This window comes from Streptococcus shenyangsis (genome assembly GCF_006385785.1).
Classification (GTDB): domain Bacteria; phylum Bacillota; class Bacilli; order Lactobacillales; family Streptococcaceae; genus Streptococcus; species Streptococcus shenyangsis.
Genome location: NZ_VFSH01000015.1, coordinates 18,934 through 45,860 on the forward strand (window position 1 = coordinate 18,934; position 26,927 = coordinate 45,860).

The following is a 26,927-nucleotide window of genomic DNA, read 5'->3' on the forward strand; positions in this document are numbered from 1 at the left end:
TCAAGCTACTTTGTGCTAAACTAAAAGCATGAAACATGATTTTAACCACAAAGCAGAAACTTTTGATTCCCCTAAAAACATTTTCCTTGCAAACTTGGTATGTCAAGCAGTTGAGAAACAGATTGATGTTTTATCAGACAAAGAAATTTTAGATTTCGGTGGTGGCACGGGTCTACTATCCTTGCCCCTAGCCGAGCAGACCAAGTCTGTAACATTGGTGGATATTTCGGATAAAATGCTGGAACAAGCTCGTTTGAAAGCGGAGCAGCAAGACATCAAGAATATCCAGTTTTTGGAGCAGAATTTACTGGCAAAACCCTTGGAACAAGAGTTTGATCTTATTGTTGTTTGTCGGGTTCTTCATCATATGCCTGATTTGGATGCGACTCTCTCACTGTTTCATCAACATCTGATAGAAAACGGACAACTTTTACTTGCTGATTTTACCAAGACAGAGGCTAACCATCATGGATTTGATTTAGCTGAACTGGAAAAACAGCTAATTGAGCATGGTTTTTCATCTGTACATAGTCAGATTCTCTATAGCGCTGAAGACCTGTTTCAAGGAAATTACTCAGAACTCTTTTTAACAGTAGCCCAAAAATCACTCGCCTAGTCAGGGAGTGATTTTTCTATAAGGATGGAAAAAAGAAGGGAAATTTGATAAGATAGGAATATGGATTTTGAAAAAATTGAACAAGCTTATACCTATTTACTAGAGAATGTCCAAGTCATCCAAAGTGATTTGGCAACCAATTTTTATGACGCTTTGGTGGAGCAAAACAGCATCTATCTGGATGGTGAGACTGAGTTAGAGCAGGTCAAGGAGAACAATCAAGCCCTTAAGCGTTTAGCGCTACGCAAAGAAGAATGGCTCAAGACCTACCAGTTTCTCTTGATGAAGGCTGGGCAAACAGAACCATTGCAGGCCAATCACCAGTTTACACCAGATGCTATTGCTTTACTTTTGGTGTTTATTGTGGAGGAATTGTTTAAAGAGGAGGAAATCACTATCCTCGAAATGGGTTCTGGCATGGGGATTCTGGGCGCTACTTTCTTAACCTCTCTTGCTAAGAAAGTGGATTACTTGGGAGTGGAAGTAGATGATTTGCTGATTGATTTGGCAGCTAGTATGGCAGATGTAATTGGTTTGCAGGCTGTCTTTGTCCAAGGAGATGCCGTTCGTCCACAAATGCTCAAAGAAAGTGATGTGGTCATCAGCGACTTGCCTGTTGGCTATTATCCTGATGATGCCGTTGCGTCGCGTCATCAAGTTGCTTCTAGCCAAGAACATACTTACGCCCATCACTTGCTCATGGAACAAGGGCTTAAGTACCTCAAGTCAGATGGATACGCTATTTTTCTAGCTCCGAGTGATTTGTTGACCAGTCCTCAAAGTGACTTGTTGAAAGGCTGGTTGAAAGAGGAGGCAAGTTTGACTGCCATGATTAGTTTGCCTGAAAATCTCTTTGCTAATGCCAAACAATCCAAGACGATTTTTATCTTACAGAAGAAAAGTGAAATAGCAGTAGAACCCTTTGTTTATCCACTTGCTAGTTTGCAAGATGCAAGTGTTTTAATGAAATTTAAAGAAAATTTTCAAAAATGGACTCAAGGTACTGAAATATAAAATAGATTTTGTTATAATAGATGAAAACGCTTAAAAGAGGAGTCTTGTTATGACAAAAACAATTGCAATCAATGCAGGAAGTTCAAGTTTGAAATGGCAATTATACTTAATGCCCGAGGAAACAGTGCTAGCCAAAGGCTTGATTGAACGTATCGGTTTGAAAGATTCAATTTCAACTGTAAAATTTGACGGCCGTTCTGAACAACAAATTTTGGATATTGAAGATCATACACAAGCCGTTAAAATCTTGTTGGATGACTTGATTCGTTTCGACATTATCAAGGCTTATGATGAGATTACTGGTGTTGGCCACCGTGTTGTTGCAGGTGGAGAATATTTCAAAGAATCAACAGTTGTTGAGGGAGATGTTTTAGAAAAAGTTGAAGAGTTGAGCTTGTTGGCTCCTCTCCACAACCCAGCCAATGCAGCAGGTGTTCGTGCCTTCAAGGAATTGTTGCCAGACATTACCAGTGTAGTTGTTTTTGATACTTCATTCCACACAACTATGCCAGAGAAAGCTTATCGCTATCCATTACCAACAAAATATTACACAGAAAACAAGGTTCGTAAATATGGTGCCCATGGTACAAGCCACCAGTTTGTAGCAGGAGAAGCTGCAAAACTCTTGGGACGTCCATTAGAAGACTTGAAATTGATTACTTGCCACATCGGTAATGGTGCTTCTATTACAGCTGTTAAGGGTGGTCAATCTGTGGATACTTCAATGGGATTCACTCCACTTGGTGGTGTGATGATGGGAACTCGTACAGGAGATATTGACCCAGCTATTATTCCTTACCTAATGCAATATACAGAGGACTTTAATACGCCAGAGGCTATTAGCCATATTCTCAATCGTGAGTCAGGACTCCTGGGAGTTTCAGGACAGTCTAGTGATATGCGTGATGTGATTGCTGCTAAAAAAGAAGGAGACCATGATGCTACCTTAGCATATGAAATCTATATTGACCGTATCCAAAAACATATTGGGCAGTACCTTGCAGTCCTAAATGGTGCAGATGCTATTATCTTTACAGCGGGTGTAGGAGAAAATGCAACCGATGTACGTGAAGATGTTATTTCAGGTATCTCTTGGTTTGGTTGTGACGTTGATCCTGAAAAGAATGTCTTTGGAGTGACGGGAGATATTTCAACCGACGCAGCGAAGATCCGTGTCTTGGTTATTCCAACAGATGAGGAATTAGTTATTGCCCGTGATGTTGAACGTTTGAAAAAATAAGTAAAACTAGTAAAAATATTCCGTACAAGGAGTTGGAAAAGTGATTTTTCCAGCTTCTTTTTCTGATGAAATTGTCTAAAACCTTGCTATGATTGGCTTTTTTGAAAAATATGGTATAATAGTAGTAATTTAATAGATGGAGTTGAGTTTTGAAGAAAAACTTTCGTGTAAAAAGAGAGAAAGATTTTAAGGCGATTTTCAAGGAAGGAACAAGTTTTGCTAATCGCAAATTTGTTGTCTACCAATTAGAAAACCAGAAAAAACATTTTCGAGTAGGTCTATCAGTTAGCAAAAAGCTGGGGAATGCCGTCACTAGAAATCAAATCAAGCGACGAATCCGACATATTATCCAGAATGCAAAAGGGAGTCTGGTAGAAGATGTCGACTTTGTTGTCATTGCTCGAAAAGGGGTTGAAACCTTGGGATACGCAGAGATGGAGAAAAATCTACTCCACGTATTAAAATTATCAAAGATTTACCAGGAAGGAAATGGGAGTGAAAAAGAAATTACAGTTGACTAGTTTGCTAGGACTGTCCCTATTGATCATGACAGCCTGTGCAACTAATGGGACAACTAGCGATATTACGGCAGATTCGACTGATTTTTGGAGTAAATTGGTTTACTTCTTTGCAGAGGTCATTCGCTTTTTATCATTTGATATTAGTATCGGAGTAGGGATTATTCTCTTTACAATCTTGATTCGTACAGTACTCTTGCCAGTCTTTCAAGTGCAAATGGTGGCTTCTAGAAAAATGCAGGAAGCTCAACCACGCATTAAGGCACTTCGAGAACAATATCCGGGTCGAGATATGGAAAGCAGAACCAAACTAGAGCAGGAAATGCGTAAAGTCTTTAAAGAAATGGGTGTCAGACAGTCGGATTCTCTTTGGCCGATTTTGATTCAGATGCCACTTATCTTGGCCTTGTTCCAAGCCCTATCAAGAGTTGACTTTTTGAAGACAGGTCATTTCTTATGGATTAATCTTGGTGATGTGGATACAACATTCGTGCTTCCGATTTTAGCAGCAGTATTCACCTTTTTAAGTACTTGGTTATCAAATAAAGCCTTGTCTGAGCGTAACGGAGCTACGACTGCGATGATGTATGGGATTCCAGTCTTGATCTTTATCTTTGGGGTTTATGCTCCGAGCGGAGTCGCTCTCTACTGGGCAGTGTCTAATGCTTATCAAGTCTTGCAAACCTATTTCTTGAACAATCCATTCAAGATTATCGCAGAGCGCGAGGCTCTAGTACAGGCACAAAAAGATTTGGAAAATAGAAAAAGAAAAGCCAAGAAAAAGGCTCAGAAAACGAAATAATAAGGAGGAATCTGGTAATGGTAGTATTTACAGGTTCAACTGTTGAAGAAGCAATCCAGAAAGGATTGAAAGAATTAGATATTCCAAGAATGAAGGCTCATATCAAAGTCATTTCTCGTGAGAAAAAAGGCTTTCTTGGCTTATTTGGTAAAAAACCAGCCCAAGTGGATATCGATGCTATTAGTGAAACGACAGTTGTAAAAGCCAACCAACAAGCTGTAAAGGGAGTTCCTAAAGAAATTAATGAACAAAATGAACCAGTTAAAACGGTCAGTGAAGCGACAGTTGATTTGGGATATGTTGTAGAAGCAATTAAAAAGATTGAAGAAGAAGGTCAAGAAATTTCTGATGAAGTTAAGGCTGAGATTTTGAAAAATGAAAGACATGCCAGCACTATCTTAGAAGAAACTGGGCACATTGAGATTTTAAATGAATTACAACTTGAAGAAATTGACCTCGAAGAAGTAGTAGAAACTCCTAATATTGAAAGCCAAGCTGAGCAAACTGAAAGCCAAGAACTAGAAGACTTGGGCTTGAAAGTTGAACCGAGCTTTGATATTGAACAAGTAGCTACGGAAGTAACGACTTATGTTCAAACAATTATTGATGACATGGATGTTGAAGCCACACTTTCAAATGATTATAACCGTCGTAGCATCAATCTACAAATTGACACCAACGAACCAGGGCGTATTATCGGTTACCATGGTAAAGTTTTGAAGGCCTTGCAACTATTGGCTCAAAATTATCTTTATAACCGCTATTCAAGAACCTTCTATATCACTATTAATGTCAATGATTATGTTGAACACCGTGCAGAAGTCTTGCAAACCTATGCTCAAAAATTGGCGACTCGTGTTTTAGAAGAAGGACGTAGTCATCAAACAGATCCAATGTCGAATAGTGAGCGCAAGATTATCCATCGTATTATTTCACGTATGGATGGCGTTACGAGTTACTCTGAGGGTGATGAGCCAAATCGCTATGTCGTTGTAGATACAGAATAAGTAAAATCAGGTCTATCCTGATTTTTTGCTAGTTATAGGAGATTAAATGGATGTTGAATAAGATAAGAGACTATCTAGACTTTGCAAGTTTGCAGTACCGTAATCCAGATAAGGCGGGAGAAGAGCGAGAGAAAATGCTGGAATTGCGCCATAAAGGCCAAGAGGCTCGAAAGGCTTTTACAGAATTGGCTAAAGCATTTCAAACCAGTCATCCAGAATGGCAACTCCAACAGACTAGCCAGTGGATGAATCAGGCGCAACGTTTGAGACCACACTTTTGGGTTTATCTACAGAGTGAGGGGAAAGTGACAGAACCTATGATGGCTCTTCGTTTGTATGGAACACCTGCTGACTTTGGAATTTCTTTGGAAGTCAGTTTCATAGAGCGCAAGAAAGATGAGCAAACCTTAGAGCAACAAGCCAAGGTATTAGAAGTTCCAGTGGTAGAAGGAATTTATTATCTAGCCTACTCAGATGGGGAAAGTCATAAGCTGGACGCTAATGAAGAAAATCGTCGTAGTTTACGCGAGAAGGTGAGAAGTCAGGAAGTCCGTAAAGTGTTAGTTAAAGCAGATGTCCCTATAACAGAGAATTCATCTGAAGAAGAAATCGTAGAAGCCATACTGAAATCTTATGATAAAATTCTTCCATTTTATCTAGCTACTAGAAACTAAGCTAATCATTAAAATATCATAAATCATACAGTCCAAGAGTGAACAGTCCGCTGTGTAATTCTTGGTCTTTTTGTTTACGCTTTCAAATTATATAATAAACCTACAAAAACAATTCAAAAGGAGAACAATTATGGAAGTCATTTCAAGTGTTCTAAATTGGTTTTCTAGCAATATTTTGCAGAATCCCGCATTTTTTGTAGGTTTATTGGTGTTGATAGGATACGCACTTTTGAAAAAACCTGCCCATGACGTTTTCTCAGGGTTTGTTAAAGCAACAGTAGGGTATATGTTGCTCAACGTGGGTGCGGGTGGTTTGGTTACAACCTTCCGTCCGATCTTAGCAGCCCTTAACTACAAATTCCAAATTGGTGCAGCGGTTATCGACCCTTACTTTGGACTTGCTGCAGCAAACAACAAAATTGCAGCAGAGTTTCCAGATTTTGTTGGAACTGCAACTACAGCTCTATTGATTGGTTTCGGAATAAATATCTTGCTTGTAGCTCTTCGCAAGATTACGAAGGTAAGAACCCTCTTTATTACTGGGCACATCATGGTACAACAAGCTGCAACCGTATCTCTTATGGTTCTATTCTTAGTTCCACAATTGCGCAATGCTTATGGTACAGCGGCAATCGGTATCATCTGTGGACTTTACTGGGCAGTTAGTTCAAATATGACTGTTGAAGCAACTCAACGCTTGACTGGTGGTGGTGGGTTTGCGATTGGTCATCAACAACAATTTGCAATCTGGTTTGTAGATAAAATAGCAGGACGCTTTGGTAAGAAAGAAGAAAGTTTAGACAATCTTAAATTACCTAAGTTCCTCTCAATCTTCCACGATACAGTTGTTGCATCTGCTACCTTGATGCTCGTATTCTTCGGAGCCATTCTTTTAATCTTGGGTCCAGACATTATGTCTAATAAAGAAGTCATCACTTCAGGAACTCTATTCAATCCTGCTAAACAAGATTTCTTTATGTACATTATCCAAACAGCCTTTACCTTCTCAGTTTACTTGTTCGTTTTGATGCAAGGTGTCCGCATGTTCGTATCTGAGTTGACAAACGCCTTCCAAGGTATTTCAAACAAATTGTTGCCAGGTTCATTCCCAGCGGTGGACGTTGCAGCTTCTTATGGATTTGGTTCTCCAAACGCTGTCTTGTCAGGATTTGCCTTTGGTTTGATTGGTCAATTAATCACAATTGTCTTGCTCATCGTCTTTAAAAATCCGATTCTTATTATTACAGGATTTGTACCAGTGTTCTTTGACAATGCAGCCATTGCGGTCTACGCTGATAAACGCGGCGGATGGAAAGCGGCTGTTATCCTATCATTCATCTCAGGTGTTCTCCAAGTTGCTTTAGGAGCTCTCTGTGTAGCTCTTCTTGATTTAGCATCTTATGGTGGTTACCATGGAAATATCGACTTTGAATTCCCATGGCTTGGATTTGGATATATCTTCAAATACCTTGGTATTGTTGGTTATGTACTTGTGTGTCTCTTCTTGCTTGTTATTCCTCAACTTCAATTTGCCAAAGCAAAAGATAAAGAGAAATATTACAACGGTGAAGTTCAAGAAGAAGCTTAGTATCTAGAAAAAGGAGAAATAAAATGGTTAAAGTATTAGCAGCGTGCGGAAATGGAATGGGTTCATCAATGGTTATCAAGATGAAGGTCGAAAATGCTCTCCGTAAGCTTAATCAAACAGATTTTACAGTCAATTCATGCAGTGTCGGTGAAGCTAAAGGTTTAGCAGCAGGATATGACATCGTAATCGCTTCTCTTCATTTGATTCAAGAATTGGAAGGGCGAACTAATGGGAAGTTAATTGGGCTTGACAACTTGATGGATGATAAAGAAATCACTGAAAAACTCAGTCAAGCACTACAGTAAAAGGTTGGAGGGGGTTGGACAGAAACTGAGAGTTATCGTTTCTGTCCTTCTCCCTCTTTAAATAAAGGAGGCAGATATGAATTTAAAACAAGCTTTAATTGACAATGACTCGATCCGACTAGGTTTAGAGGCTCACGATTGGAAAGAAGCAGTCAAGGTAGCAGTAGATCCCTTGATTGAAAGTGGGGCAATTTTGCCAGAGTATTACGATGCTATCATTGAATCGACTGAAGAGTATGGCCCTTACTATATCTTGATGCCAGGTATGGCTATGCCCCACGCTAGACCTGAAGCGGGTGTGCAAAGTGATGCCTTTTCATTGATTACCTTACAAAATCCTGTTGTATTTTCAGATGGGAAAGAGGTATCTGTTTTGTTGGCACTAGCAGCAACAAGCTCAAAAATTCACACAAGTGTAGCAATTCCACAAATCATTGCCCTGTTTGAATTAGAAGATTCTATTGCACGTTTACAGGCTTGCCAGACTAAAGAAGATGTCTTGGCTATGATTGAAGAATCTAAGGATAGCCCTTATCTCGAAGGATTGGATTTGGAAAGTTAGAAAGAGGAATAAAGAAATGACAAAAAGAATACCTAATTTACAAGTTGCATTAGATCATTCAGACTTGCAAGGAGCGATTAAAGCAGCTGTTTCTGTTGGTCAGGAAGTAGATATTATCGAAGCTGGAACTGTTTGCTTGCTTCAAGTTGGAAGTGAACTGGTTGAAGTCTTGCGTAGCCTTTTCCCGGATAAGATTATTGTGGCAGACACAAAATGTGCTGATGCTGGTGGAACAGTTGCTAAAAATAATGCGGTTCGTGGAGCAGACTGGATGACTTGTATCTGTTGTGCAACCATCCCTACTATGGAAGCAGCTCTAAAGGCTATCAAGACTGAACGAGGAGAACGAGGCGAAATCCAGATCGAGCTTTATGGCGATTGGACTTTTGAACAAGCTCAGCTTTGGCTAGATGCAGGTATCTCACAAGCTATTTATCACCAATCTCGTGATGCTCTTCTTGCTGGTGAAACTTGGGGTGAAAAAGACCTTAATAAGGTTAAAAAACTCATTGACATGGGCTTCCGTGTATCTGTAACAGGTGGTCTAGATGTAGATACTCTCAAACTCTTTGAAGGTGTTGATGTCTTTACCTTTATCGCAGGTCGTGGAATTACAGAGGCTGTGGATCCAGCAGGAGCAGCGCGTGCCTTCAAGGATGAAATCAAACGAATTTGGGGGTAAACTATGGTACGTCCAATTGGAATTTATGAAAAGGCAACCCCGATACACTTTACTTGGCTAGAACGTTTAAATTTTGCAAAGGAGTTAGGCTTTGATTTTGTCGAGATGTCTATTGACGAACGTGATGAGCGTTTAGCAAGACTTGACTGGAGTAAGGAAGAACGCTTGGAAGTTGTCAAAGCAATCTATGAAACTGGTGTTCGTATTCCTTCTATCTGTTTTTCAGGCCATCGTCGCTACCCATTGGGATCAAATGATCCAGTTCTAGAGGAAAAATCTCTAGAACTCATGAAAAAATGTATCGAATTAGCCCAAGATTTGGGAGTTCGTACGATTCAACTAGCTGGTTACGACGTTTACTATGAGGAAAAGTCACCTCAGACACGCCAACGTTTTATCAAAAATTTGAGAAAAGCCTGTGACTGGGCTGAAGAAGCTCAGGTGGTACTTGCCATCGAAATTATGGATGATCCTTTCATCAATAGTATCGAAAAATACTTGGCTATAGAGAAAGAAATTGACTCTCCCTATCTCTTTGTCTATCCAGATATTGGTAATGTATCTGCCTGGCATAATGATGTCTACAGTGAATTTTATCTCGGCCACCATGCCATCGCAGCTCTCCATCTCAAGGATACTTATGCAGTGACAGAAAGTTCAAAGGGCCAGTTCCGAGATGTACCTTTTGGGCAAGGTTGTGTCAAATGGGAAGAAGCTTTCGATATTTTAAAGCAAACCAATTATAATGGTCCTTTCCTAATCGAAATGTGGTCTGAAAATTGTGAAACTGTAGAAGAAACACGCGCAGCTATTCAAGAGGCCCAAGATTTTCTCTACCCACTAATTAAGAAAGCAGGTTTGATGTAAGATGAATCAAGTAATCAATGCTATGCGTAAACGAGTCTGTGATGCCAATCAATCATTGCCAAAACATGGACTTGTTAAATTTACCTGGGGCAATGTATCGGAAGTCAATCGCGAACTCGGTGTCATTGTTATCAAACCATCAGGCGTAGATTATGACGAATTGACCCCTGAAAACATGGTGGTAACTGACCTGGATGGTAAGGTTCTAGAAGGAGATTTAAGACCATCTTCTGATCTTCCAACTCATGTGCAATTATATAAGGCTTGGCCAGAGATTGCTAGTGTGGTCCATACCCATTCGACTGAAGCCGTTGGTTGGGCTCAGGCAGGCCGTGATATTCCTTTCTACGGGACAACTCATGCGGATTATTTCTACGGTTCAATCCCTTGCGCCCGTAGTTTGACCAAGGACGAAGTAGAAGTAGCCTATGAAAAAGATACTGGCCTAGTTATCGTAGAAGAGTTTGAACGTCGCGGACTTAACCCGGTTGAAGTACCAGGAATTGTTGTACGCAATCACGGTCCATTCACCTGGGGCAAAAACCCAGAGAATGCTGTCTATCACTCTGTTGTACTAGAGGAAGTATCTAAGATGAATCGCTTCACAGAGCAAATCAATCCAAGGGTTGAACCTGCTCCCCAGTACATCCTAGAAAAGCACTACCAACGTAAACATGGACCAAATGCTTATTACGGTCAAAAGAAATAAGAAAATGAATTGAAAAGAGGCTAGGACCTTTCGATCCAAGCCTCGCTTTTGTAATTGTAAGTATTCGTTATTAAGAGACTACTGTTGATAATTGAAATGCGTTAGTGAATGTGATACTATTATAAAGTTGTTTTCAAGGCAGTTGATTGATAGAGGAGTATGAAATATGGTACTGGATAAGGCAAGTTGTGATTTGCTTCAATATTTGATGGATCAAGAAACGTCCAAAACGATTATGGCGATTTCGAAAGATTTGAAAGAGTCAAGAAGGAAAATTTATTATCACATTGACAAAATCAATGCTGCTTTGGGTGACGAGGCCCTTCACATCATTAGTATTCCACGAATTGGTATTCACTTAACGGAAGAGCAGAGAGATGCTTGTTGTGAACTATTATCGGAAGTAGATTCGTACGATTATATCATGAGTGCGCATGAACGTATGATGATAATGTTACTATGGATAGGTATTTCTAAAGAACGTATTACGATTGAAAAATTGATGGAGTTAACAGAGGTATCTAGGAATACTGTTCTCAATGATTTGAATAGTATTCGTTATCAACTAACTTTGGAACAATATCAGGTGACCTTGCAAGTGAGCAAGTCACAGGGATACCACCTTCATGCCCACCCTCTTAATAAAATTCAGTATCTTCAATCGCTTCTATATCATATTTTTATGGAAGAGAATGCCACTTTTGTATCTATTTTAGAAGATAAGATGAAAGAGAGGTTAGATGATGAGTGTTTGCTTTCTGTTGAAATGAACCAATTTTTTAAGGAACAGGTTCCTTTAGTTGAACAAGATTTAGGGAAGAAAATAAACCATCATGAAGTAACTTTTATGTTGCAGGTTTTACCTTATTTGCTGTTAAGCTGTCATAATGTTGAACAGTATCAAGAAAGACATCAGGATATAGAGAAAGAATTTTCTTTGATAAGAAAAAGAATAGAGTATCAGGTGTCTAAGAAATTAGGAGAACGGTTGTTTCAAAAGTTTGAAATTTCTTTGTCAGAACTTGAAGTTTCTCTTGTAGCTGTTCTTCTCCTCTCCTATCGTAAAGATTTGGATGTTCATGCAGAAAGTGATGATTTTCGGCAATTAAAACTTGCTTTAGAAGAATTTATCTGGTATTTTGAATCACAAATCCGAATGGAGATTGAGAACAAGGATGATTTGTTAAGAAATTTGATGATCCACTGTAAAGCCTTGTTATTTAGAAAGACTTACGGTATTTTTTCTAAAAATCCTCTAACAAAACAAATTCGATCCAAGTATGGAGAATTATTTTTAGTCACTAGAAAATCTGCGGAAATTTTAGAAGGAGCGTGGTTTATTCGGCTAACAGACGATGATATTGCCTATTTGACGATTCATATTGGAGGATTTTTAAAGTATACACCATCGTCTCAACAAAATATGAAAAAAGTTTATCTCGTTTGTGATGAAGGTGTTGCGGTTTCGAGACTTTTGCTGAAACAATGCAAACTTTATTTTCCAAATGAGCAAATTGGCACTGTATTTACAACAGAACAATTTAAGAGTGTGGAAGATATTGCACAAGTTGATGTAGTGATTACTACTAATGATGATTTGGATAGCAGATTTCCGGTTTTAAGGGTTAATCCTATCCTTGAAGCAGAAGATATTTTGAAAATGCTAGACTATCTTAAACACAATATATTTCGTAATGAGAGCAAAAGTTTCAGTGAAAATCTTTCTAGTCTTATTTCGTCTTATATTGTAGACAGCAAGTTGGCTAGTAAGTTCCAAGAAGAGGTTCAAACACTTATAAATCAAGAAATAGTAGTTCAAGCTTTTTTGGAAGATATTTGAAGGACAGTCCAATGATGAACACAAACCTGTGTTTTTCTTGGTCTTTTTTAGTGTTTTGAAGGGTGGTATACTAATCTCAAAGATAACAATTATATCCAAAGGAGGCAACATATGCCAAACGTCAAAGAAATTACAAGAGAGTCATGGATTTTAGCTACTTTTCCAGAGTGGGGAACCTGGTTGAACGAAGAAATCGAAGAAGAAGTCGTACCTGAAGGTAACTTTGCCATGTGGTGGCTAGGCAACTGTGGTACTTGGATTAAGACACCAGGTGGTGCTAACGTTGTTATGGATCTTTGGTCAAATCGTGGAAAATCAACTAAAAAAGTGAAAGATATGGTTCGTGGGCATCAAATGGCAAATATGGCAGGTGTTCGTAAGTTGCAACCAAACTTGCGTGTTCAGCCAATGGTTATTGATCCATTTGCTATCAACGAACTCGACTACTACTTGGTTTCACACTTCCATAGTGACCATATCGACCCATACACAGCTGCAGCAATTCTCAACAATCCTAAGTTAGAGCATGTTAAGTTTATCGGTCCCTACCATTGTGGACGAATCTGGGAAGGATGGGGTGTTCCAAAAGAACGTATCATCGTTGTTAAACCAGGTGACACTATCGAATTAAAAGATATGAAGATTCATGCAGTAGAATCATTTGACCGTACTTGCTTGGTAACTCTACCAGTGAACGGTGCTGATGAGACAGGCGGTGAACTTGCCGGACTAGCTGTTACAGATGAAGAAATGGCTCAAAAGGCTGTTAACTATGTCTTTGAAACACCAGGTGGAACTATCTATCATGGTGCAGATTCTCACTTCTCAAACTACTTTGCAAAACATGGTAAAGACTTTAAAATTGATGTTGCTTTGAATAACTATGGTGAAAATCCAGTAGGTATCCAAGATAAAATGACCTCTATCGATCTTCTTCGTATGGCAGAAAATCTACGTGCTAAAGTCATTATCCCAGTTCACTATGATATCTGGTCTAACTTTATGGCTTCTACAAATGAAATCTTAGAATTATGGAAAATGAGAAAAGATCGTCTGCAATACGATTTCCATCCATTTATCTGGGAAGTTGGCGGTAAATACACTTATCCTCAAGATCAACACTTAGTAGAATACCATCATCCACGTGGTTTTGATGATTGTTTTGAACAAGACTCTAACATTCAATTTAAAGCTTTGCTATAATATAAAAATATTCCTTGGAGGTTATCCGTATGTTGCATGATACGGATAATTTTCATATAATAGTAAAATAGAATGTGTGATTCAATAATCACCTCAAATAGAAAGGAAATTCTATGTCAAATCTATCTGTTAATGCAATCCGTTTCCTAGGTATTGACGCCATCAACAAAGCCAACTCAGGTCACCCAGGTGTGGTTATGGGAGCAGCTCCGATGGCTTACAGCCTCTTTACAAAACAACTTCGTATCAATCCAGCACAACCAAACTGGATCAACCGCGACCGCTTTATTCTGTCAGCAGGCCATGGTTCAATGCTTCTTTATGCTCTTCTTCACCTTTCTGGTTTTGAAGATGTCAGCATGGATGAGATTAAGAGCTTCCGCCAATGGGGTTCTAAAACACCAGGTCACCCAGAATTTGGGCATACAGCAGGGATTGATGCTACGACAGGTCCTTTAGGTCAAGGGATTTCAACTGCCACTGGTTTTGCCCAGGCAGAACGTTTCTTGGCAGCCAAATATAACCGCGAAGGCTACAATATCTTTGACCACTATACTTATGTTATTTGTGGAGACGGAGACTTGATGGAAGGTGTCTCAAGTGAGGCGGCTTCATACGCAGGCTTGCAAAAACTAGACAAGTTGGTTGTTCTTTATGATTCAAATGACATCAACTTGGATGGTGAGACAAAGGATTCCTTCACTGAAAGCGTTCGTGACCGTTACAATGCCTATGGTTGGCACACTGCCTTGGTTGAAGATGGAACAGACTTGGAAGCAATCCATGCTGCTATCGAAACAGCTAAAGCTTCAGGCAAACCATCTTTGATTGAAGTGAAGACTGTGATTGGATACGGTTCTCCAAACAAACAAGGAACTAATGCCGTACACGGTGCTCCTCTTGGAGCAGATGAAACTGCAGCAACTCGCCAAGCGCTTGGTTGGGACTATGAACCATTTGATATTCCAGAGCAAGTATATGCTGATTTCAAAGAAAATGTTGCAGACCGTGGCGCATCAGCTTATCAAGCTTGGACAAAATTAGTTGCTGACTATAAAGAAGCGCATCCAGAATTGGCTGCAGAAGTAGACGCTATCATTGACGGACGTGATCCAGTTGAAGTGACTCCGGCAGACTTCCCAGCCTTAGAAAATGGCTTCTCTCAAGCAACTCGTAATTCAAGTCAAGATGCCTTGAACGTTGTAGCTGCTAAGTTACCAACATTCCTAGGTGGATCAGCTGACCTTGCTCACTCAAACATGACTTACATCAAAACGGATGGACTTCAAGACGACGCTAATCGCTTGAACCGTAATATTCAGTTTGGTGTTCGTGAATTTGCAATGGGAACAATCTTGAACGGGATGGCCCTTCACGGTGGACTTCGTGTCTACGGTGGTACTTTCTTTGTCTTCTCTGACTATGTGAAAGCAGCTGTCCGTTTGTCAGCCTTGCAAGGTCTTCCTGTGACTTATGTCTTTACCCACGATTCTATTGCGGTAGGGGAAGATGGCCCAACGCACGAACCCGTTGAGCACTTAGCAGGTCTTCGTGCTATGCCAAATCTAAATGTTTTCCGTCCAGCAGATGCGCGTGAAACGCAAGCAGCTTGGTACCTTGCAGTGACAAGTGAGAAAACACCAACTGCCCTTGTCTTGACACGCCAAAATTTGACTGTCGAAGAGGGAACAGACTTTGACAAGGTTGCAAAAGGTGCCTATGTTGTCTATGAAAATGCAGCAGACTTTGATACCATCTTGATTGCAACAGGTTCAGAGGTCAATCTTGCTGTCTCAGCTGCTAAAGAATTGGCTAGTCAAGGCGCAAAAGTCCGCGTAGTTAGCATGCCATCTACAGATGTCTTCGACGCACAAGATGAAGCTTACAAGGAAGAAATTCTTCCAAATGCAGTCCGCCGTCGTGTTGCAGTTGAAATGGGTGCAACTCAAAACTGGTACAAATACGTTGGTCTTGATGGCGCCGTTCTCGGTATTGATATCTTCGGAGCCTCTGCCCCAGCACCAAAAGTATTGGCAGAATATGGCTTTACTGTCGAAAATCTTGTAAAAGTCGTTCAAAACTTGAAATAATCCTAAAAATCAGGGCGCAGGCTCTGATTTTTCTTACTAGAAAAGCAAGGTACAATCTTGTAAAAGTAGCTGAAATTTGATATAGTAGTCCTATGTAAAAGACAAAGGAGAATATAATGGAATCACAATATACATTTTTAATCGTTCTTGTGGCTATGGTTGGCTTGATGTTCTTTACGCAACGTTCTCAAAAGAAACAAGCGCAAAAACGTATGGAAAGTTTAAACAAACTGCAAAAAGGCTATGAAGTTATTACAATCGGTGGACTTTACGGAACAGTCGATGAAGTAGATACGGAGAAGAGAACGATTGTTCTTGATGTAGATGGAGTTTACTTGACTTTTGAACTAGCTGCTATCAAGACAGTATTACCGCTGAAAGAAACAGCTTCACTCGAAGGCGCAATTGAAAAATAAGACGGGATTACTAACTCCCGTTTTTCTATAGAAGAAAGGAAATGGGATGAAAAAATTAGTCTTTGTCTGTCTGGGAAATATTTGCCGTAGCCCTATGGCTGAGTTTGTTATGAAATTAATGACAGATAACTACGAAATCCAAAGTCGAGCGACTTCCTCTTGGGAACATGGTAATCCGATTCATAAGGGCACTCAAGGGATTTTTCAAGAGTATGAGATTCCTTATGACAAGAATAAGACATCGCTTCAGATTAGTAAGGAAGATTTTGAAGACTTTGATTATATTATCGGAATGGATGCTTCAAATGTTTCTGACTTACGTCAGATGTGTCCAGTAGACTGTCAAGATAAGATTTACTCATTTGCATCTGAAAGTGTTCCAGATCCTTGGTATACAGGAGATTTTGAAGAGACTTATCGGCGTGTTCAAGAGGGCTGTCAAGTGTGGTTAGAACGTTTAGAGGAGAGTGAGTATGGAGAATTTTAAGAATTTCTATGGGAAATATCATGTCTATCTGAGTCGTTCTCATTTAGAGATTTTAGCCGCAGTAACGATTGTTTTTTGTGCGGTACTAGTCTTTTTTCTAAATATTCCCGGAAAAGGTGTCTTAAAACTCGATAATGGAAATATTGTTTACGATGGTAGTCTTGTCCGTGGTAAAATGAATGGGCAAGGCACCATTACCTTCCAAAATGGAGACCAGTATACAGGTGGTTTCAACAATGGAGCCTTTAATGGCCAAGGTACCTTTCAATCTAAAGAAGGTTGGACCTACGAAGGGGATTTTGTAAATGGTCAGGCTGAAGGAAAAGGGAAACTAACAACAGAACAAGAAGTCATTTATGAAGGAACTTTTAAACAAGGCGTTTTTCAACAAAAATAATACCTCCTTATCAAAGGAGGTATTATTACAACTTCAAAGTAAGCGCTTACTTACAAAACCTTTTCTTTCCAAGTCTCTCTTCCAATCAAGTTTGTGAAATAAAAAATATTTGAAATAAATTTCACAAACTCTAAAGAAAAAACTTGATGAGTAAAGAGAATGGGAAAATTTTCACAAATAACTAAAAATTCTTTGTGAAATGTTTATGAAACTGTTTACAAAGTTGAAATAATGCGTTATAATAAACTTGTGAAAAAATTAACAAAGGATAAAATCCTTTAAGGCTATGGAGGAAAATATGGCTGATAAAAAAACTGTAACACCTGAGCAAAAACAACTCGCTGCTGAAAAGCATGTAGACGGACTAGTACAAAAAGCTTTGGTTGCGCTTGATGAAATGCGCAAGTTGAACCAAGAACAAGTTGACTACATCGTAGCGAAAGCTTCAGTTGCAGCTCTTGATGCGCACGGTATCCTAGCACAACACGCAATTGAAGAAACTGGTCGTGGTGTATTTGAAGACAAGGCGACAAAAAACCTTTTTGCCTGTGAACATGTTGTGAATAACATGCGCGGAGTTAAAACTGTCGGAGTTATCGAAGATGATACCGTTACAGGATTGACTAAAATTGCAGAACCTGTCGGTGTTGTTTGTGGTGTCACTCCAACAACAAACCCAACATCAACAGCAATTTTCAAATCATTGATTGCTTTGAAAACACGTAATCCAATCGTGTTTGCCTTCCACCCATCAGCTCAAGAATCTTCTGCTCACGCAGCACAAATCGTTCGTGATGCGGCAATCGCAGCTGGAGCTCCTGAAAACTGTGTTCAATGGATTACAGAGCCATCTATGGAAGCAACTGGAGCGCTTATGAACCACGAAGGTGTTGCAACTATCCTTGCAACTGGTGGTAATGCCATGGTTAAGGCTGCTTACTCATGTGGGAAGCCAGCTCTTGGGGTAGGTGCCGGAAACGTTCCAGCTTATATTGAGAAATCAGCTGACCTTCGTCAAGCTGCCCATGACATTGTGATGTCTAAATCCTTTGATAATGGTATGGTCTGTGCATCAGAGCAAGCGGTTATCATTGATAAAGAAGTGTATGATGAATTTGTAGCAGAATTCAAATCATACCATACTTACTTTGTAAACAAAAAAGAAAAAGCGCTTCTTGAAGAGTTCTGCTTCGGCGTGAAAGCAAACAGCAAAAACTGTGCTGGTGCTAAACTAAATGCAAATATTGTTGGTAAACCAGCTAAATGGATTGCAGAACAAGCGGGATTCAACGTTCCAGAAGGAACAAACATCTTGGCTGCAGAATGTGAGGAAGTAGGACCAAAAGAACCATTGACTCGTGAAAAATTGTCACCAGTTATTGCTGTCCTAAAAGCTGAAGACACAGAAGATGGTCTTACAAAAGCTCGTCAAATGGTTGAGTTTAACGGACTTGGTCACTCAGCAGCTATCCATACAAAAGACGAAGAGCTTGCTAAACGCTTTGGTACAGAAATCAAAGCTATGCGTATTATCTGGAACTCTCCATCTACTTTCGGTGGTATCGGTGACGTTTACAATGCCTTCATCCCATCATTGACACTTGGATGTGGTTCATACGGACGCAACTCTGTTGGGGATAACGTGAGCGCTATTAACCTTCTAAACATCAAGAAAGTAGGGAAACGTAGAAATAATATGCAGTGGTTTAAAGTTCCTTCAAAAATTTACTTCGAACGCAATTCTATCCAATACCTTCAAACATGTGAAGATATTGAACGCGTTATGATCGTTACTGATAAATCAATCGAAAAACTTGGATTTGTTCAACGTGTTATCGATCAATTGAACGCTCGTAACAACCGTGTAACTGTCCAAGTCTTCTCAGATGTTGAACCAGATCCAGATATCACAACTGTAGAACGTGGTACTGAGGTTATGAGAGCATTTGAACCAGATACAATTATTGCTCTTGGTGGAGGTTCACCAATGGATGCAGCTAAAGTTATGTGGCTCTTTTACGAACAACCAGAAGTCGACTTCCGTGACTTGGTTCAAAAATTCATGGATATCCGTAAACGTGCCTTCCGCTTCCCATCACTTGGTAAGAAAGCGAAGTATATCGGTATCCCAACAACTTCTGGTACAGGTTCAGAAGTAACACCATTTGCCGTTATCTCTGATAAGAAAAACAACCGTAAATATCCATTGGCTGACTACTCATTGACACCAACTATTGCGATTGTTGACCCTGCTTTGGTTGAATCAGTTCCAGATTTCATTACTGCTGACACAGGTATGGATGTCTTGACTCATGCGACTGAAGCCTACACTTCAAACTTCGCTAACGACTACACAGATGGTATCGCCCTTCAATCAATCAAACTTGTCTTTGAATGGTTGGAAAAATCTGTTAAGACTGCTGATTCAGAAGCACGTGAAAAAATGCATAATGCTTCTACAATGGCAGGTATGGCCTTCGCCAATGCCTTCCTTGGTATGAGCCACTCAATGGCCCACAAGATCGGTGCGGTTCACCATACTGTTCACGGACGTACAAACGCAATCTTGCTTCCATACGTTATCCGTTACAATGGAACTCGTCCATCTAAGACTACTACTTGGCCTAAATACAACTACTGGAAAGCTGATGAGAAATTCCAAGATATTGCTAGAATGCTTGGTTTACCTCACTCAACTCCAGAAGAAGCAGTTGAAGCATACGCTAAAGCTGTTTATGAGCTGGGTGTTGCAGTAGGTATCAAGATGAACTTCAAAGACCAAGGAATTGATGAAAAAGCTTGGAAAGACAGCTTGCATGAAATTGCCTTGCTTGCTTATGAAGACCAATGTTCTCCTGCAAATCCACGCTTACCAATGGTAGCTGACATGGAAGAAATCATGGAAGATGCTTACTATGGTTATGCAGAACGTCCAGGACGTCGTAAATAATCGTTTATCAGCCTAGAGGCAGGGAATCCCTGTCTCTTTTCTTGTAGAGGTGGAGTGTTGAAAATAATTTTTAGCTTTTCTATTTTCACTTTCTATCTAAAAATGAAAGCGGGAAATGGCTATGTAGACAAAAAAAGACAACAGTATAGGCTTTCAAAGAAGAAAGAAAAATAAGCTAGGTATAGACAAAAAACAACGCCCGTACTTGCAATTCAACTCAAATAGTTATATAATAGGTTTGTTGAAAGGTGATTTGTAGTGATTCAAGTTACTCTTTTCACAATAAAAATTTCATGATTTTCATAAGGAGGAAATCACTAATGGTAGTTAAAGTTGGTATTAACGGTTTCGGACGTATCGGTCGTCTTGCTTTCCGTCGTATCCAAAACGTAGAAGGTGTTGAAGTTACACGCATCAACGACCTTACAGATCCAGTTATGCTTGCACACTTGTTGAAATACGACACAACTCAAGGTCGTTTCGACGGTACTGTTGAAGTTAAAGAAGGTGGATTTGAAGTTAACGGTAAATTCGTTAAAGTTTCTGCTGAGCGTGATCCAGAGCAAATCGACTGGGCTACTGACGGTGTAGAAATCGTTCTTGAAGCTACTGGTTTCTTTGCTAAGAAAGATGCAGCTGAAAAACACCTTAAAGGTGGAGCTAAAAAAGTTGTTATCACTGCTCCTGGTGGAAACGACGTTAAAACAGTTGTATTTAACACTAACCATGACGTTCTTGACGGTACTGAAACAGTTATCTCAGGTGCTTCATGTACTACAAACTGCTTGGCTCCTATGGCTAAAGCTCTTCAAGACAACTTTGGTGTTGTTGAAGGATTGATGACTACTATCCACGCTTACACTGGTGACCAAATGATCCTTGACGGACCACACCGTGGTGGTGACCTTCGCCGTGCTCGCGCTGGTGCTGCAAACATCGTTCCTAACTCAACTGGTGCCGCTAAAGCTATCGGTCTTGTAATTCCAGAATTGAACGGTAAACTTGACGGATCTGCACAACGTGTTCCAACTCCAACAGGATCAGTTACTGAATTGGTAGCAGTTCTTGAAAAGAACGTTACTGTTGATGAAGTAAACGCAGCTATGAAAGCAGCTTCAAACGAATCATACGGATACACTGAAGACCCAATCGTATCTTCAGATATCGTAGGTATGGCTTACGGTTCATTGTTTGACGCAACTCAAACTAAAGTTCTTGACGTTGACGGTAAACAATTGGTTAAAGTTGTATCATGGTACGACAACGAAATGTCATACACTGCACAACTTGTTCGTACTCTTGAATACTTCGCAAAAATTGCTAAATAATTCATGAGTCGATAAAAAGCAAGGCCTCTTGGTCTTGCTTTTCTTATATGGAAAAATGGATGACACGATCATCCATTCTTTTTTAATTCTTTTTCAAAAGTATCTGAAAGAGTAGTGAAGCTTAATTTCTCTAAAGTAAGCGGATGGGTAAAGGAAAGTCGAAAGGCATGAAGCATAAGCCGACTTGTCTTTGATTTACTATTATAGAGAGGGTCACCCAAGATGGGGAAGTTATGATGAGAAAGGTGCACACGAATCTGATGGGTTCGCCCTGTCTTTAGCTTGCAACGAACCAAGGAAGTCTTGTTTGAGAATTGCTTTAATCTGCTTATATGTGTTTCAGCATATTGCCCATTTTTTGTATCAACTATTCGCTTTCTGCGGTCATGGCGATCACGTCCGATTTTGTCCCTGAAAACAAGTTCTTTGCTGTTGATATGTCCGTCGACCTGTGCCCAGTATTCCCTAGAAATCTCTTTTTTCTCCAATAAGCGATTGAGAATAGGTAGGATAAAAGGATTTTTAGCAAAAAGGACTAAACCGCTGGTTTCCATGTCCAGACGATGAACGACATAGCAGGTTTGGCCAACATAGGCACTGACATGGTTAAGAAGGGCGATTTCGTTTGGTTGGTTACCGTGGGTTTTCATACCCTCTGGTTTGTGGACAATAATCAAGTGTTGGTCTTGATAAATTTCCTGGATGAGGTTTGGGTTGCCCCAAGGGATTTCTTTTTCGGGATAATCTTCCTCGTCAAAAGTTAACTGGCAAACATCTCCAGGATTTACGATTTCGTTCCAGTGGACTTCTTCTTGATTTATCAAAATATGTTTCTTGATTCTCAAAAAATGACGGATTTTTCTAGGGATGAGGAGTTGTTCTTCAAGTAATTGCTTTACCGTCATTTGAGGTAGAGAGTCTGGTAATGTAAATGTGAATTTCATACAGATATTGTAACAAAAAAAGCCCTATTTGGATAGGAAATAGCTAAATTCTTGTCTTCCTATGATGAAGATGATAAAATAAACGCATGAAATTAGATAAATTATTCGAGAAATTTCTTTCTCTTTTTAAAAAAGAAACAAGTGAATCAGAGAATTCTGATTCTACTGGCTTACGTCGTTCTCGCAGTGATAGAAAAAAATTAGCCCAAGTGGGTCCGATTCGAAAACTCTGGCGTCGCTATCATCTAACAAAGATTGTCCTTATACTAGGTTTGAGTGCAGGCTTGCTAGTTGGAACCTATTTGTTTGCTGTAGCCAAGTCAACCAATGTTAACGATTTGCAAAACGCCTTGAAAACTCGGACTATCATTTTTGACCGTGAAGAAAAAGAGGCTGGTGCCTTGTCTGGTCAAAAGGGAACCTACGTTGAATTGACTGATATCAGTAAAAATTTGCAGAATGCTGTTATTGCGACAGAAGACCGTTCTTTCTATAAAAATGATGGGATTAACTATGGTCGTTTCTTCTTGGCTATTGTCACTGCTGGACGTTCAGGTGGTGGATCTACTATTACCCAGCAGCTAGCTAAAAATGCCTATTTGTCACAGGATCAAACCGTTGAGAGAAAAGCGAAAGAATTCTTCCTTGCCTTAGAATTAACAAAAAAATATAGTAAGGATCAAATTCTAACCATGTACCTTAACAATGCTTATTTTGGAAATGGTGTGTGGGGTGTAGAAGATGCGAGTAAGAAATACTTTGGAGTTTCTGCATCAGAAGTGAGTTTGGATCAAGCTGCGACTCTGGCAGGGATGCTCAAGGGGCCGGAACTGTATAATCCCTTAAATTCCGTAGAAGATTCTACCAATCGGCGCGATACTGTTTTGCAGAATATGGTTGCAGCAGGATATATTGATAAAAATCAAGAAACCGAAGCAGCAGAAGTTGATATGACTTCGCAATTGCACGATAAGTATGAAGGAAAAATCTCAGATTACCGCTATCCTTCTTACTTTGATGCGGTGGTTAACGAAGCCGTTTCCAAGTATAATCTAACAGAGGAAGAAATTGTCAATAATGGCTACCGCATTTATACAGAGCTGGACCAAAATTATCAAGCAAATATGCAGGTTGTCTATGAAAATACATCGCTATTTCCGAGGGCAGAGGATGGAACATTTGCTCAATCAGGAAGTGTAGCTCTTGAACCGAAAACAGGGGGAGTTCGTGGGGTTGTCGGTCGGATTGCTGACAATGATAAGACTGGATTCCGGAATTTCAATTATGCAACTCAATCAAAACGTAGCCCTGGTTCTACAATTAAGCCTTTAGTTGTTTATACGCCAGCAGTTGAAGCAGGCTGGGCTTTGAATAAGAAGTTGGATAACCATACCATGCAGTATGACAGCTATAAGGTTGATAACTATGCAGGAATCAAAATGAGTCGAGAAGTTCCCATGTATCAAGCCTTGGCAGAATCGCTTAATCTGCCCGCTGTTGCCACTGTTAATGATTTGGGCGTTGATAAGGCTTTTGAGGCGGGCGAAAAATTCGGACTCAACATGGAAAAGGTAGACCGTGTTCTTGGTGTCGCCTTGGGAAGCGGTGTTGAAACCAATCCTCTGCAAATGGCTCAAGCATATGCTGCCTTTGCAAATGAAGGATTAATGCCTGAAGCTCATTTTATTAGTAGAATTGAAAATGCTAGTGGTCAGGTTATTGCCAGCCATAAAAATTCACAAAAACGGGTGATTGATAAAGCTGTAGCTGACAAGATGACTAGTATGATGTTGGGTACATTCACTAACGGAACCGGTATTAGTTCATCTCCTGCAGACTATGTCATGGCAGGGAAAACTGGAACAACTGAAGCAGTTTTCAATCCGGAGTACACAAGTGACCAGTGGGTAATTGGTTATACTCCGGATGTGGTGATTAGTCACTGGCTTGGTTTCCCGACCACTGATGAAAATCACTATCTAGCAGGTTCTACTTCAAATGGTGCAGCCCATGTCTTTAGAAACATTGCAAATACCATTTTACCTTATACGCCAGGAAGTACCTTTACAGTTGAAAATGCCTATAAGCAAAATGGAATTGCACCAGCTAACAAAAAAAGACAAGTACAAACTAATGATAATAGCCAGACAGATGATAATTTGTCTGATATTCGAGGACGTGCGCAAAGTCTAGTAGATGAGGCTAGTCGGGCTATCTCAGATGCGAAGATTAAGGAAAAGGCTCAAACAATATGGGATTCGGTAGTCAATCTATTTCGCTAAGATGCTTGTCAAAGCCTAGCTTTCTTGTTATAATAGATAAGATGGAGGCGTTATGGCACTAAAAAAAGCAAGCCTAGCTTGTGCGGTTTGTGGTTCGAGAAACTATTCAATCAAGATCAGTGGAAACCCCAAGCCTACACGACTAGAAGTAAATAAATTTTGTAAGCATTGTGGCAAGTACACTACACACAGAGAAACGAGATAGGAGAGAGCGATGCGTTTTATTGGAGATATTTTTAGACTTCTTAAAGACACAACATGGCCAACTCGCAAGGAAAGCTGGAGAGATTTTCGTTCTATCATGGAATACACTGCTTTCTTTGTTGTGATTATTTACATTTTTGACCAGTTGATTGTTTCAGGTTTGATTCGATTTATTAACATTTTTTAGAAGAGTAGTGAAAGTACACTAAAAATCTTCTATTTATGAAAGGAAATATCATGGATAGTTTTGACAAAGGGTGGTTTGTTTTACAAACTTATTCTGGTTATGAAAATAAGGTAAAAGAAAATCTATTACAACGTGCACAAACCTACAATATGTTGGATAATATTCTACGCGTTGAAATTCCAACACAAACAGTGCAAGTTGAAAAAAATGGAAAGAGAAAAGAAGTAGAAGAAAATCGCTTTCCAGGTTATGTTCTTGTAGAAATGGTCATGACAGATGAAGCTTGGTTTGTTGTTCGAAACACTCCGAACGTTACAGGATTTGTCGGATCACACGGGAACAGATCGAAACCAACTCCATTATTGGAACAAGAAATTCGTGACATTTTGGTATCTATGGGACAAACTGTTCAAGAATTTGATTTCGATGTTGAGGTTGGTCAAACCGTACGTATTATTGATGGTGCTTTTGCAGACTATACTGGTAAGATTACAGAGATTGATAACAATAAAGTGAAGATGATTATCTCTATGTTTGGTAATGACACAGTAGCAGAAGTAAATCTAAACCAAATTGCAGAATTATAACCCTAAGAGAGGCAAGGCCTCTCTTTTTTGTGCAGTTTAGATGGTGTAGGGAGCAGAATGGATGAAATTTGCTAAAAGTGTTTCTGAATCTGTTAGACTGTAAACAGAAAGGGGAATATTATGATTAAAGAATTATATGAAGAAGTCCAAGGGATTGTGTATAAGTGTAGAAATGAATATTACTTGCATTTATGGGAGCTATCGGATTGGGACCAAGAGGGTATGATTTGCTTGCATGAATTGATTAGTAAAGAAGAAGGAATAGTAGAAGATATTCCTCGTTTAAGGAAATATTTTAAGACTAAGTTTCGGAATCGAATTCTAGACTATATCCGTAAGCAAGAAAGTCAAAAAAGAAGATATGATAAAGAACCATATGAAGAAGTAGGTGAGATTAGCCATCGTATAAGTGAGGGAGGTCTCTGGCTGGATGATTACTATCTCTTTTATGAAACACTAAGAGATTATAGAAGTAAACAAAATAAAGAGCAACAAGAAGAGTTAGAACGCATTTTAAGAAATGAACGTTTTCGAGGACGTCAAAGAGTATTAAGGAATTTACGTGTTGTGTTTAAAGAGTTTAATATTGGGCTGAAATAATCAAATTTAAAAAAGTGGTAAATTCCCAAACTAAGTTCCACCGCTAATCCAAGTGGAAGTTAGTCTGATAAAAATCATAAAAACCAGTGGAATTCCGTGTCAGGGTAAGTTTCACTGGTTTTACTAATGCTTGATTTCATTGCTTTTGTAGGCAAAATGAATAGAAAAAAGAGCGCACAAAATTCCCTAATTTGAAAGAGATTCAGATTAAGTTCCGCTATGGTGGAAGTTAGTGTGAGACGTTTGAATGCGGTTAAAAGTTAGTTTTTAGAACTTATGTTGAAGTAATTTAGAAGACTGGCAGACGTCTTCTGCAGGTATTTTAGAAATGCCGAGAAGCTTAGGAATCTCTTCTCCATAGGTAAATGCAAAGAGTTCATAGGCTGACTTTCCATTTAAAGCAGCGCGTTTGACACTGTTGACATGCGAACAGACGAGATTAATATCCTATTGAGTTAAGTTGTCAAAAGAAGTTCCTTTAGGTAGAATGTCGAGAATCAGTGTGTGATTTTTCTCAATTATGCCTTTCTGGTCAGAGCGATTAGGGTCACAAAAGAAGAGTTTACTCTCTCCTCGCACATTCATTTCTATGTTATCAACCCTGGCAAACTCTTCACCATAAAAATCCGTTTTAGACTAATTTCCACTTCGGCTAATCAAGTGGAAGTTACTTTGAGAAGTTAGCTCATACAAAAAAACAGAAAAAGTTTAAAAAAGTAGTTGACAAAAAACAAAAAGGCTGTATAATAGTAAGAGTTGAAAATAACAACTCTGGTCCGTTGGTCAAGGGGTTAAGACACCGCCTTTTCACGGCGGTAACACGGGTTC

Annotated in this window: 27 protein-coding genes and 1 pseudogene; 26 read left to right on the forward strand and 2 right to left on the reverse strand. The window is 39.5% G+C overall.

Annotated features, from left to right (window positions below; all coding sequences use genetic code 11):
• Positions 1–28 precede the first annotated feature (28 nt).
• From FJR77_RS09220 to gap, 21 genes are all read left to right on the forward strand, one after another.
• Entirely contained in the window at positions 29–616 is a 588-nt protein-coding gene (locus tag FJR77_RS09220) for a class I SAM-dependent methyltransferase (RefSeq protein WP_140834588.1), read from the forward strand.
• Between the two features lie 60 nt (positions 617–676).
• Complete coding sequence (locus tag FJR77_RS09225) at positions 677–1,630, forward strand: class I SAM-dependent methyltransferase (protein ID WP_140834586.1); 954 nt, start codon at positions 677–679, stop codon at positions 1,628–1,630.
• A gap of 49 nt (positions 1,631–1,679) precedes the next feature.
• The gene (locus tag FJR77_RS09230) at positions 1,680–2,870 is read left to right on the forward strand and encodes an acetate kinase (protein ID WP_140834584.1); all 1,191 of its coding nucleotides are present in this window, start codon (positions 1,680–1,682) and stop codon (positions 2,868–2,870) included.
• A gap of 149 nt (positions 2,871–3,019) precedes the next feature.
• Positions 3,020–3,391: a ribonuclease P protein component gene (gene rnpA / locus FJR77_RS09235; RefSeq protein WP_140834582.1), complete on the forward strand. Its 372-nt coding sequence runs from the start codon at positions 3,020–3,022 to the stop codon at positions 3,389–3,391.
• Positions 3,366–4,190, forward strand: coding sequence for a membrane protein insertase YidC (locus FJR77_RS09240; RefSeq protein ID WP_216629103.1), 825 nt, complete (start codon positions 3,366–3,368; stop codon positions 4,188–4,190). The genes rnpA and FJR77_RS09240 overlap by 26 nt, the downstream gene beginning before the upstream one ends.
• Positions 4,191–4,207: 17 nt before the next feature.
• On the forward strand, positions 4,208–5,197 hold the full coding sequence (gene jag, locus FJR77_RS09245) for an RNA-binding cell elongation regulator Jag/EloR (protein ID WP_020901075.1): 990 nt from the start codon (positions 4,208–4,210) through the stop codon (positions 5,195–5,197).
• Positions 5,198–5,247: 50 nt separating this feature from the next.
• Entirely contained in the window at positions 5,248–5,871 is a 624-nt protein-coding gene (locus FJR77_RS09250) for a ribonuclease P (RefSeq protein ID WP_140834579.1), read from the forward strand.
• 130 nt (positions 5,872–6,001) lie between these two features.
• The gene (locus FJR77_RS09255; protein ID WP_000452073.1) at positions 6,002–7,459 is read left to right on the forward strand and encodes a PTS ascorbate transporter subunit IIC; all 1,458 of its coding nucleotides are present in this window, start codon (positions 6,002–6,004) and stop codon (positions 7,457–7,459) included.
• A 23-nt stretch (positions 7,460–7,482) separates the two neighbouring features.
• Positions 7,483–7,764: a PTS sugar transporter subunit IIB gene (locus FJR77_RS09260; RefSeq protein WP_000241466.1), complete on the forward strand. Its 282-nt coding sequence runs from the start codon at positions 7,483–7,485 to the stop codon at positions 7,762–7,764.
• A 76-nt stretch (positions 7,765–7,840) separates the two neighbouring features.
• Complete coding sequence (locus FJR77_RS09265; protein WP_001049924.1) at positions 7,841–8,326, forward strand: PTS sugar transporter subunit IIA; 486 nt, start codon at positions 7,841–7,843, stop codon at positions 8,324–8,326.
• 16 nt (positions 8,327–8,342) lie between these two features.
• Positions 8,343–9,008, forward strand: a complete 666-nt coding sequence (locus FJR77_RS09270; RefSeq protein WP_000166738.1) for a 3-keto-L-gulonate-6-phosphate decarboxylase UlaD — start codon at positions 8,343–8,345, stop codon at positions 9,006–9,008.
• 3 nt (positions 9,009–9,011) lie between these two features.
• A complete protein-coding gene (locus FJR77_RS09275) occupies positions 9,012–9,875 on the forward strand; it encodes an L-ribulose-5-phosphate 3-epimerase (protein ID WP_140834578.1) in 864 nt (287 codons plus the stop codon).
• Position 9,876: 1 nt separating this feature from the next.
• Positions 9,877–10,584: an L-ribulose-5-phosphate 4-epimerase gene (locus tag FJR77_RS09280; protein WP_006153388.1), complete on the forward strand. Its 708-nt coding sequence runs from the start codon at positions 9,877–9,879 to the stop codon at positions 10,582–10,584.
• Positions 10,585–10,750: 166 nt separating this feature from the next.
• Positions 10,751–12,424 (forward strand): BglG family transcription antiterminator, encoded by a 1,674-nt coding sequence (locus FJR77_RS09285; protein ID WP_140834577.1) that lies wholly within the window; start codon positions 10,751–10,753, stop codon positions 12,422–12,424.
• A 111-nt stretch (positions 12,425–12,535) separates the two neighbouring features.
• Complete coding sequence (gene ulaG, locus FJR77_RS09290; protein WP_140834575.1) at positions 12,536–13,627, forward strand: L-ascorbate 6-phosphate lactonase; 1,092 nt, start codon at positions 12,536–12,538, stop codon at positions 13,625–13,627.
• Between the two features lie 113 nt (positions 13,628–13,740).
• On the forward strand, positions 13,741–15,717 hold the full coding sequence (gene tkt, locus FJR77_RS09295) for a transketolase (protein ID WP_140834574.1): 1,977 nt from the start codon (positions 13,741–13,743) through the stop codon (positions 15,715–15,717).
• 116 nt (positions 15,718–15,833) lie between these two features.
• Positions 15,834–16,133 carry a preprotein translocase subunit YajC gene (gene yajC, locus FJR77_RS09300; protein ID WP_140834573.1) on the forward strand — a complete coding sequence of 100 codons (300 nt, stop codon included), beginning with the start codon at positions 15,834–15,836 and terminating at the stop codon, positions 16,131–16,133.
• 46 nt (positions 16,134–16,179) lie between these two features.
• Positions 16,180–16,620 (forward strand): low molecular weight protein-tyrosine-phosphatase, encoded by a 441-nt coding sequence (locus FJR77_RS09305; protein WP_140834572.1) that lies wholly within the window; start codon positions 16,180–16,182, stop codon positions 16,618–16,620.
• Entirely contained in the window at positions 16,607–17,017 is a 411-nt protein-coding gene (locus tag FJR77_RS09310) for an MORN repeat-containing protein (protein WP_140834570.1), read from the forward strand. The genes FJR77_RS09305 and FJR77_RS09310 overlap by 14 nt, the downstream gene beginning before the upstream one ends.
• A 298-nt stretch (positions 17,018–17,315) precedes the next feature.
• Entirely contained in the window at positions 17,316–19,967 is a 2,652-nt protein-coding gene (gene adhE, locus FJR77_RS09315) for a bifunctional acetaldehyde-CoA/alcohol dehydrogenase (protein WP_140860129.1), read from the forward strand.
• Positions 19,968–20,287: 320 nt separating this feature from the next.
• Positions 20,288–21,295, forward strand: a complete 1,008-nt coding sequence (gap, locus tag FJR77_RS09320; protein WP_140834568.1) for a type I glyceraldehyde-3-phosphate dehydrogenase — start codon at positions 20,288–20,290, stop codon at positions 21,293–21,295.
• A gap of 68 nt (positions 21,296–21,363) precedes the next feature.
• Here gap and FJR77_RS09325 read toward each other — a convergent pair whose 3' ends face one another.
• On the reverse strand, positions 21,364–22,239 hold the full coding sequence (locus FJR77_RS09325; RefSeq protein ID WP_140834567.1) for an RluA family pseudouridine synthase: 876 nt from the start codon (positions 22,237–22,239) through the stop codon (positions 21,364–21,366).
• 86 nt (positions 22,240–22,325) lie between these two features.
• On the opposite strand from FJR77_RS09325, the gene pbp2a reads away from it, so the two are divergent.
• The 5 genes from pbp2a to FJR77_RS09350 all read left to right on the forward strand — a co-directional run bounded on the left by pbp2a (position 22,326) and on the right by FJR77_RS09350 (position 26,099).
• Positions 22,326–24,521: a penicillin-binding protein PBP2A gene (pbp2a, locus tag FJR77_RS09330; RefSeq protein ID WP_140834565.1), complete on the forward strand. Its 2,196-nt coding sequence runs from the start codon at positions 22,326–22,328 to the stop codon at positions 24,519–24,521.
• A 52-nt stretch (positions 24,522–24,573) separates the two neighbouring features.
• Positions 24,574–24,726 carry a 50S ribosomal protein L33 gene (gene rpmG, locus FJR77_RS09335; RefSeq protein ID WP_001809375.1) on the forward strand — a complete coding sequence of 51 codons (153 nt, stop codon included), beginning with the start codon at positions 24,574–24,576 and terminating at the stop codon, positions 24,724–24,726.
• A 9-nt stretch (positions 24,727–24,735) separates the two neighbouring features.
• Positions 24,736–24,912: a preprotein translocase subunit SecE gene (secE, locus tag FJR77_RS09340; RefSeq protein WP_001210991.1), complete on the forward strand. Its 177-nt coding sequence runs from the start codon at positions 24,736–24,738 to the stop codon at positions 24,910–24,912.
• Positions 24,913–24,962: 50 nt separating this feature from the next.
• Positions 24,963–25,499: a transcription termination/antitermination protein NusG gene (nusG, locus tag FJR77_RS09345; protein WP_000376739.1), complete on the forward strand. Its 537-nt coding sequence runs from the start codon at positions 24,963–24,965 to the stop codon at positions 25,497–25,499.
• Positions 25,500–25,619: 120 nt separating this feature from the next.
• Positions 25,620–26,099, forward strand: a complete 480-nt coding sequence (locus FJR77_RS09350) for a sigma-70 RNA polymerase sigma factor region 4 domain-containing protein (protein WP_140834564.1) — start codon at positions 25,620–25,622, stop codon at positions 26,097–26,099.
• A gap of 267 nt (positions 26,100–26,366) precedes the next feature.
• Here the strand turns inward: FJR77_RS09350 and FJR77_RS09355 are convergent.
• Positions 26,367–26,717, reverse strand: a pseudogene (locus FJR77_RS09355) (IS30 family transposase); the annotation flags it as partial.
• Positions 26,718–26,927: the final 210 nt, after the last annotated feature.

Bases quoted from the DNA above. Each gene is read 5' to 3' on its own strand.
- FJR77_RS09220 (WP_140834588.1), top strand. From the start codon at position 29: ATGAAACATGATTTTAACCACAAAGCAGAAACTTTTGATTCCCCTAAA.
- FJR77_RS09225 (WP_140834586.1), top strand. From the start codon at position 677: ATGGATTTTGAAAAAATTGAACAAGCTTATACCTATTTACTAGAGAAT.
- FJR77_RS09230 (WP_140834584.1), top strand. From the start codon at position 1,680: ATGACAAAAACAATTGCAATCAATGCAGGAAGTTCAAGTTTGAAATGG.
- jag (WP_020901075.1), top strand. From the start codon at position 4,208: ATGGTAGTATTTACAGGTTCAACTGTTGAAGAAGCAATCCAGAAAGGA.
- FJR77_RS09250 (WP_140834579.1), top strand. From the start codon at position 5,248: ATGTTGAATAAGATAAGAGACTATCTAGACTTTGCAAGTTTGCAGTAC.
- FJR77_RS09255 (WP_000452073.1), top strand. From the start codon at position 6,002: ATGGAAGTCATTTCAAGTGTTCTAAATTGGTTTTCTAGCAATATTTTG.
- FJR77_RS09260 (WP_000241466.1), top strand. From the start codon at position 7,483: ATGGTTAAAGTATTAGCAGCGTGCGGAAATGGAATGGGTTCATCAATG.
- FJR77_RS09265 (WP_001049924.1), top strand. From the start codon at position 7,841: ATGAATTTAAAACAAGCTTTAATTGACAATGACTCGATCCGACTAGGT.
- FJR77_RS09270 (WP_000166738.1), top strand. From the start codon at position 8,343: ATGACAAAAAGAATACCTAATTTACAAGTTGCATTAGATCATTCAGAC.
- FJR77_RS09275 (WP_140834578.1), top strand. From the start codon at position 9,012: ATGGTACGTCCAATTGGAATTTATGAAAAGGCAACCCCGATACACTTT.
- FJR77_RS09280 (WP_006153388.1), top strand. From the start codon at position 9,877: ATGAATCAAGTAATCAATGCTATGCGTAAACGAGTCTGTGATGCCAAT.
- FJR77_RS09285 (WP_140834577.1), top strand. From the start codon at position 10,751: ATGGTACTGGATAAGGCAAGTTGTGATTTGCTTCAATATTTGATGGAT.
- ulaG (WP_140834575.1), top strand. From the start codon at position 12,536: ATGCCAAACGTCAAAGAAATTACAAGAGAGTCATGGATTTTAGCTACT.
- tkt (WP_140834574.1), top strand. From the start codon at position 13,741: ATGTCAAATCTATCTGTTAATGCAATCCGTTTCCTAGGTATTGACGCC.
- yajC (WP_140834573.1), top strand. From the start codon at position 15,834: ATGGAATCACAATATACATTTTTAATCGTTCTTGTGGCTATGGTTGGC.
- FJR77_RS09305 (WP_140834572.1), top strand. From the start codon at position 16,180: ATGAAAAAATTAGTCTTTGTCTGTCTGGGAAATATTTGCCGTAGCCCT.
- FJR77_RS09310 (WP_140834570.1), top strand. From the start codon at position 16,607: ATGGAGAATTTTAAGAATTTCTATGGGAAATATCATGTCTATCTGAGT.
- adhE (WP_140860129.1), top strand. From the start codon at position 17,316: ATGGCTGATAAAAAAACTGTAACACCTGAGCAAAAACAACTCGCTGCT.
- gap (WP_140834568.1), top strand. From the start codon at position 20,288: ATGGTAGTTAAAGTTGGTATTAACGGTTTCGGACGTATCGGTCGTCTT.
- FJR77_RS09325 (WP_140834567.1), bottom strand. From the start codon at position 22,239: ATGAAATTCACATTTACATTACCAGACTCTCTACCTCAAATGACGGTA.
- pbp2a (WP_140834565.1), top strand. From the start codon at position 22,326: ATGAAATTAGATAAATTATTCGAGAAATTTCTTTCTCTTTTTAAAAAA.
- rpmG (WP_001809375.1), top strand. From the start codon at position 24,574: ATGGCACTAAAAAAAGCAAGCCTAGCTTGTGCGGTTTGTGGTTCGAGA.
- secE (WP_001210991.1), top strand. From the start codon at position 24,736: ATGCGTTTTATTGGAGATATTTTTAGACTTCTTAAAGACACAACATGG.
- nusG (WP_000376739.1), top strand. From the start codon at position 24,963: ATGGATAGTTTTGACAAAGGGTGGTTTGTTTTACAAACTTATTCTGGT.
- FJR77_RS09350 (WP_140834564.1), top strand. From the start codon at position 25,620: ATGATTAAAGAATTATATGAAGAAGTCCAAGGGATTGTGTATAAGTGT.